The 7,203-nt window shown below is 64.9% G+C and carries 3 protein-coding genes and 5 pseudogenes; 1 reads left to right on the top strand and 7 read right to left on the bottom strand.

What is annotated here, in order from left to right; translation table 11 throughout:
* The 7 genes and pseudogenes from WJW29_RS06535 to yidD form a co-directional block, all read right to left on the bottom strand.
* Nucleotides 1-138: pseudogene (locus WJW29_RS06535) on the bottom strand (IS5/IS1182 family transposase); the annotation flags it as partial.
* Nucleotides 139-219: 81 nt separating this feature from the next.
* Nucleotides 220-689, bottom strand: a pseudogene (locus WJW29_RS06530) (ethanolamine ammonia-lyase light chain EutC); the annotation flags it as partial.
* Between the two features lie 347 nt (nt 690-1,036).
* A pseudogene (locus tag WJW29_RS06525) lies at nt 1,037-1,159 on the bottom strand (M23 family metallopeptidase); the annotation flags it as partial.
* Nucleotides 1,160-1,173: 14 nt separating this feature from the next.
* A pseudogene (locus tag WJW29_RS06520) lies at nt 1,174-3,648 on the bottom strand (TAL effector repeat-containing protein); the annotation flags it as partial.
* Between the two features lies 1 nt (nt 3,649).
* Nucleotides 3,650-4,366, bottom strand: a pseudogene (locus tag WJW29_RS06515) (M23 family metallopeptidase); the annotation flags it as partial.
* Nucleotides 4,366-5,715: a dihydroorotase gene (locus WJW29_RS06510; RefSeq protein ID WP_011259290.1), complete on the bottom strand. Its 1,350-nt coding sequence runs from the start codon at nt 5,713-5,715 to the stop codon at nt 4,366-4,368. The pseudogene WJW29_RS06515 and the gene WJW29_RS06510, both read right to left, overlap by 1 nt.
* Nucleotides 5,712-5,999: a membrane protein insertion efficiency factor YidD gene (gene yidD, locus WJW29_RS06505; RefSeq protein WP_033013281.1), complete on the bottom strand. Its 288-nt coding sequence runs from the start codon at nt 5,997-5,999 to the stop codon at nt 5,712-5,714. The genes WJW29_RS06510 and yidD overlap by 4 nt, the downstream gene beginning before the upstream one ends.
* A gap of 84 nt (nt 6,000-6,083) precedes the next feature.
* Between yidD and dksA the strand changes: the two genes are divergently transcribed.
* Complete coding sequence (gene dksA, locus WJW29_RS06500) at nt 6,084-7,112, top strand: RNA polymerase-binding protein DksA (RefSeq protein ID WP_011259289.1); 1,029 nt, start codon at nt 6,084-6,086, stop codon at nt 7,110-7,112.
* Nucleotides 7,113-7,203: the final 91 nt, after the last annotated feature.

Here is a 7,203-nt window from a genome sequence, read left to right as displayed (position 1 = left end):
CAGACCGCGCCATTTGCAGCCATGCTCTGCGACGTAAAGAAGGGCGTTGACTACCTGCAGGTTGGTCATGCTGACATTGCCGCGTTGCAAAGGTAGGCAATGCTCGATGAGTGCAAATTGTGCTGGCGTGATCTCCATGCCCAATAGTTTAATCGCTCAAGACATTAATGTTAACAGGCCCTAGCGTGCTCGATGCCTAATCTGCAGATGCCGCGCAGCTCAGTCCGGCAACAGGAATGTGCGCGGCGCACCATGGGCAGGCCCTGCCGACAGCAATGCAGGCTGCTCGGCTTCGTCCTTGAGCTGCACACCGGAGAGTGTGCGGCGAAACGCTTCGCGCAGCAGGTACTCCAGTTTGTGGGTTGCCTCCGCGTAGCTCAGTGCTTCGGCGCGGATAGTGGAAATGCAGTTGCGCGCGACATCGGTGAGCCCGACGCGGGGCGTGTAGGTGAGATACAGGCTCAGGCTGTCGGGTGAGCTCAAGCCTGGGCGCTCGCCGATCAGCACGACTATCGCGCGCGTTGAGCAGCTCGCCGACTTCATCGCCGATCGCCACGCGCCCTTGCGCGACCAGCCTTCCTGCAAGGCCAAGACATCGATATGGTCGAGCATGCGCTCGGGGGGCGATGCAAGGCCAGCGCGGAAAGCCCATCGGCGACCACCACTGCAAGATCCTGCCGACCACCATGCTCGACGCCGTCGCGCGCGCGCGTGCGTACATCACGCAACGTACCAATTGCCAGCGTGCCGACACGAGCACCGCAAGTGCGTCCTCACACCGTCGATTGCTTTGATGACCAGCGAAGTAGCGCCAGCAGGACGCCAGCGACGGCATACAAGGCAAGTCGCGCGGCAAGTGCGTTGTCGCTAGCCGATCACTTGGCTAGGGCTGCTTTTACCCACCGGTCGCCGAGCACGTTCACTGATCGGGCCTGTGCACAATGCTCGATCCGCTATCGACCTGTGTAGCAAACACGCGCGGTAACAACGTCGTCTCCGCGCTTCCGCAGGTCAGACAGGGCAGTCGCCAAATGCTCTATTTCGTGCGCTCAAGCACCAACAACGGGTCGATTCGCACATCGAACCAATTCATTCCCCAATGCAGGTGCGGCCCGTTCGCGCGCCCGGTCGCACCGCTGGTAGCGATGACCTGGCCTTTCAATCATGCGATTTCCTCTTCCTTGAATGCGGGGCAGGACGTCCGCCGAGGCAGGCCAAGGCGACGAGTTGGTCGTTGGTCAACGCGGCCAACGCCGGATCACGGCGAGATAACTGGGCAACAATGCTCTCCAGCGCCTGCTTGCCGCCATGGCTGGCGATGGCCACCACCTGGTCCGGGGTCAGGCCATGGGCCTGGCACAGCACCGGCAACAGCCGCTGCACCGTCTCCAGCGCCTGCTTGCCGCCGTTATTGTTGGCGATGGCCACGACCTGGTCCGGGGTCAGGCCATGGTCCTGGCACAGCACCGGCAACAGCCGCTGCACCGTCTCCAGCGCCTGCTTGCCGCCATCGTGGCTGGCGATGGCCACGACCTGGTCCGGGGTCAGGCCATGGTCCTGGCACAGCACCTGCAACAGCCGTTGCACCGTCTCCAGCGCCTGCTTGCCGCCATCGTGGCTGGCGATGGCCACCACCTGCGCCGGGGTCAGACCATGGTCCTGGCACAGCACCGGCAACAGCCGCTGCACCGTCTCCAGCGCCTGCTTGCCGCCATCGTGGCTGGCGATGGCCACGACCTGGTCCGGGGTCAGGCCATGGGCCTGGCACAGCACCGGCAACAGCCGCTGCACCGTCTCCAGCGCCTGCTTGCCGCCATCGTGGCTGGCGATGGCCACCACCTGGTCCGGGGTCAGGCCATGGTCCTGGCACAGCACCGGCAACAGCCGCTGCACCGTCTCCAGCGCCTGCTTGCCGCCGTTATTGCTGGCGATGGCCACCACCTGCGCCGGGGTCAGACCATGGTCCTGGCACAGCACCGGCAACAGCCGCTGCACCGTCTCCAGCGCCTGCTTGCCGCCATCGTGGCTGGCAATGGCCACTACCTGGTCCAGGGTCAGACCATGGGCCTGGCACAGCACCGGCAACAGCCGCTGCACCGTCTCCAGCGCCTGCTTGCCGCCATCGTGGCTGGCAATGGCCACTACCTGGTCCAGGGTCAGACCATGGGCCTGGCACAGCACCGGCAACAGCCGCTGCACCGTCTCCAGCGCCTGCTTGCCGCCATCGTGGCTGGCGATGGCCACCACCTGGGCCGGGGTCAGGCCATGGGCCTGGCACAGCACCGGCAACAGCCGCTGCACCGTCTCCAGCGCCTGCTTGCCGCCATCGTGGCTGGCGATGGCCACCACCTGGTCCGGGGTCAGGCCATGGGCCTGGCACAGCACCGGCAACAGCCGCTGCACCGTCTCCAGCGCCTGCTTGCCGCCGCCATTGCTGGCAATGGCCACGACCTGGTCCAGGGTCAGGCCATGGGCCTGGCACAGCACCGGCAACAGCCGCTGCACCGTCTCCAGCGCCTGCTTGCCGCCGCCATTGCTGGCGATGGCCACCACCTGCGCCGGGGTCAGGCCATGGGCCTGGCACAGTACCGTCTCCAGCGCCTGCTTGCCGCCGCCATTGCTGGCGATGGCCACCACCTGGTCCGGGGTCAGGCCATGGTCCTGGCACAGCACCGGCAACAGCCGCTGCACCGTCTCCAGCGCCTGCTTGCCGCCGCCATTGCTGGCGATGGCCACGACCTGGTCCGGGGTCAGGCCATGGTCCTGGCACAGCACCGGCAACAGCCGCTGCACCGTCTCCAGCGCCTGCTTGCCGCCATCGTGGCTGGCGATGGCCACGACCTGGTCCGGGGTCAGGCCATGGTCCTGGCACAGCACCGGCAACAGCCGCTGCACCGTCTCCAGCGCCTGCTTGCCGCCACTATTGCTGGCGATGGCCACCACTTGGTCCGGGGTCAGGTTCAGGGGGGCACCCGTCAGTGCATTGCGCCATGCATGCACTGCCTCCACTGCGGTCACGCCGCCACGTCTTGCAATCTTGAGAAGTTGGCCTGTGTCCAACTGTAACGGCGGACCTCTCAACTCCCCCGCCTTCGTGAGCAAGGCCTCCAGGGCGCGTGCGCCGGACAACTGTTTGCCGACGCCAACGATGTCTTCGTGTGTCGCCTCTGGCAACGCCGTGATTATGTCTTGATACGTGACAGCAACGGTCCCTAACGCTGCCGGGTGTTGGCTGAGCGCAACGATGTGCGCGTGTGTAAACCCATGGCCCACCAGTGCCTCGTGGTGCTGCGCCACTGTCGCGAGCGTGAGTAGATCCACCTGCGCGGCCGGCGAAGTGTCTGCTGGGGCAGCCTCTGTATGAGGCGTGCCGACGGCAGGCATCGAATCAAAAAGCGATGTATCAGGAAGCGACGGATCGAACGGACGGAGCCGATCGGTGGAGCTGCCCGCCGAGAACGCAGGCAAGGGGGCAGGGGGAGATGGCAGCCGGGTCCGGGACACCGTCCGCCGAGCGGGCAAGCCATCCAGAGGGCTGCCAGCAGGCGCAGACACCCCACGATCTGCAGTCGGCTGAACCCTATCCGGTTGGGGTCCGGGCAGAGGCTCGCGGGCAGGACTTGGCGTGCGCGAACGAATGGGATCCATGCTCGACCCGATCACCCACCTTCACGTCGATGCGCGACAAGTGCAGAAAATTCGAACTCACGCCAAAGCCGTGATCCAGCAACACCGTGCCACCGGTCAAATAGAGATCCGGCGCTGCGAACGTCACCACGCCAGCGGCCGGTGCTTTCACCGGCGTGCCGGTGGGCACGGCAATATCCATGCCCGAATGGCCTGCACCGGGTTGGCCGTTGTACACGCGCGCATTGCCGAAGCGGCCACTGATGCGACCCTGCACCGGCCAAATGAATGGCTGAGCGAAATCGGTGCGCGGGTCGTCGCGTTCGCGCGCCGCCGTGACCTGCGCCTGTTCGCGTTTGATGCGCGCAGCAATGTCTGCCGGCGGATTGACCGTCTTGGGCGGCACGCCATTGACGCGCTCCACCGGCCAGTCGCGCGCCGTCACTGCGATGCTGACGGTCTGTGTGCTGCCATCGGGCTGGGTGATCTGCACCTGCAATGGCCCGGTGGCATCGCGGCCGATACCGAACACCACGCTTCCATAACCGCTCACACTCAAGCTGCGGCCGGCGTACTGCACCTTGCTGCCTGCCGGCACCTTGCCGATCACCAGCGCACCTTGCGATGCGCTTTGCGGAAACACGACATCCGCCGCGGCGGCTGTTTGCGCGTCGTCGCGGTCGGTGACCAGCGATACGTGTGCCAGGATTAACCAGGCGCCCAACAGGGCTGCGCGCATCAGCGGTCGAAGGTCAGGCGCTGACCGGCAGCGCTGCCCACCAGCTGCTCGCCGTCCCACACCTGCCGGCCATTGACCCAGGTCGCGGCAATGCGCGAACGGAAGGTGGTGCCCTCGAACGGCGACCAGCCGCACTTGGACAGCACCTGCTCGCGCTGCACGGTAAACGGCGTGTTGTCGATCATCACCAGATCAGCGAAGTAACCTTCGCGCAGGAAGCCGCGTTCTTCCACATCGAACAATTGCGCTGGTGCATGCGCGAACTTTTGCACGATGCGGGTGATCGGTAATTTGCCTTCGTGCACCAGCTCCAGTGCCGCGACCAGCGCGTACTGCACCAGCGGCAGGCCCGAAGGCGCCTGCGCATACGGCTTCTGCTTTTCTTCCCAGGTGTGCGGAGCGTGGTCGGTGGCCAGCACGTCGATGACGTCTTCTGCCAGCGCATCGATCAGTGCCAAACGATCTTCGGCCTCCTTGATCGCAGGATTGCACTTGATCAGGTTGCCCAGCCGCGCGTAATCGCTGCGATCAAAACGCAGGAAGTGGATGCAGGTCTCGGCAGTGATGCGCTTGCGCAGTTTGCCGTCCGAATCCACCAGTGGGCCGGCTTCGAACAGCGACAGCTCGCCGGCGGTGGAGATGTGCAGTACGTGCAAGCGGGTGTTGTGCTTGCGCGCCAGCGACACCGCCAGCTGCGAGGATTTCAGGCAGGCCTCGCGCGAACGGATGTCCGGGTGCATCTCCGGGGTCAGCGCATCGCCATACTTTTCCTTGTACTGCCCCATCGTCGCGTCGATGGTCGGGGTGTCTTCGCAATGGGTGATGATTGGCGTCGGCGCGTCGCGGAAGATAGCGTCCAGCGTTTCAGGGTTATCGACCAGCATGTTGCCGGTGGACGCGCCCATGAACACCTTGATGCCCGGTGCGGTCTTGGGGTCCAGCGACTGGATGTGAGCCAGGTTGTCGTTGCTGGCGCCCATGTAGAAGCCATAGTTGGCCCAGGCGCGCCCGGCGGCGGCATCGTACTTGGCCTGCAGCGCAGCGGCGTCCAGGGTCGGCGGGTTGGTGTTGGGCATGTCCATGAAGCTGGTCAGGCCGCCAGCGACAGCGGCGCCGGATTCGGTCGCGATGTCGCCCTTGTGGGTCAGGCCGGGTTCGCGGAAGTGCACCTGGTCGTCGATCATGCCCGGCAGCACCCAGCGTCCGGCGGCGTCCACAACGGTATCGCCAGGGGCAGGGGTGATCTTGCTGTCGATCTTGGCGATACGACCGCCCTCGATCAGGAGATCGGCGTCGAATTCCTTGTCTTCATTGACCAGGCGGGCATTGACGATGACGGTTCGGCTCATGGATGGGGTCCTTTGCAGCTACAGGAAGAAGAGGGCGACGCGGGCGCATCGGGCACCGGATCGAACCCGCCTGGATGGAAGGGATGGCAGCGGCCGAGCCTGCGTGCGGCAAGCCAACTGCCGCGTAGCGGGCCGAAGCGGCCGATGGCGGTCATCGCGTACTCCGAACAGCTGGGCGCAAAACGGCAGTGCGGCCCGAGCAGGGGGCTGATGAACAGCTTGTAAAAGCGCAGCAGCGCGATGAGCAGGCGTGAGATCACTTGCCAATGATATGCCACTTGCATTAACAGGTGGTTGCCGCGGGTCCGCGGGGTACGTTATAAAGGCCCGCTTTCCCGGGCCCCGGGAGAACCAAGGATGAGCGTTTCGTGGCTGCTAAAAAACCTACAAAAAAGGCCGTAGAGGCCGCCAAGAAGTCCGCCAAACCCGTTGCGAAAAAGACAGCGGCGCCCGCCGCTTCGAAACCGGCCGCCAAGCCGGCGACCAAGCAGCCGCCTGCGAAGAAGGCACCTGCGAAGAAGGTCGCTGCCAAGCCGGCGCCGGCTTCCAAGACCGCCGTGTCCGCAGCCCCAAAGCCAGTGAAACCCGTCGCCAAGCGTGCTGCCAAGCCGGCGGCGAACAAGAAGGCAGCTCCGGCTGCCGCCAAACCGGCTGCCAAGCCGGTGGCGCCCAAGTCCGTACCGAAGCCGGCCACCAAGCCGGCTCCGGCCAAGTCAGTCCCGGTCAAGGTTGAAAAGCCCGCGCCCGCACCGGCCCCCAAGGCCGTCCCTGCGAAGCCGGCAAAGCCTGCGACCCCGTCACTTAAGAATCCCGTGCCCGTTTCGAAATCTTCCGCAAAAACGCCAAGCAAAACCGAAGCCCCCGCCAAGCCTGCTGCGACCCGTCCGGTCGGCAAGGTGGCTGTGGCCGTGACCTCCAAGCCGTCCAGCTCGGCACCCAAGACCAAGTACAAGGTGGTCGAGTACAAGACCGATGAAGCCACCGGTCGCCCGATCCTGCCGCAGGGCTACAAGCCTGCCGCGGATGAGGAGTACATGAACAAGCTGCAGCAGGAATACTTCCGCCAGCGTCTGCAGAGTTGGCGCAACGAGATGGTGGAGGAATCCAAGCAGACCATCGAAAACCTGCGCGAAGAAGTCCGCGACATCGGCGACGAAGCCGAACGCGCCACCCGCGAGACCGAAAACTCGCTGGAACTGCGTGCCCGTGATCGCGCGCGCAAACTGATCTCCAAGATCGACAGCACACTCAAGCGTCTGGAAGACGGTGACTACGGCTACTGCGTGGACACCGGCGAAGAGATCGGCCTGGACCGCCTGGAGGCGCGTCTGACTGCCGAGCGCACCATCGACGCCCAGGAGCGTTGGGAGCATCTGCAGAAGCAGCAGGGCGACTGATCGTCCGCTTCGCCCACTGAAAGACCCCGCCATGCGCGGGGTTTTTTAATGGTCTCCTGCTCCGCTGCATCGGGGTATGGTCGGCCCTAAC

The organism is Xanthomonas sp. JL1, assembly GCF_038405005.1.
Note: the sequence above shows the minus strand (reverse complement) of the source record. Positions and strands in the feature narration are given on the sequence as shown.

Excerpts from the sequence above, each read along its gene's own strand:
- WJW29_RS06510 (WP_011259290.1), bottom strand. The coding sequence starts at position 5,715 with ATGAGCCGAACCGTCATCGTCAATGCCCGCCTGGTCAATGAAGACAAG.
- yidD (WP_033013281.1), bottom strand. The coding sequence starts at position 5,999 with ATGCAAGTGGCATATCATTGGCAAGTGATCTCACGCCTGCTCATCGCG.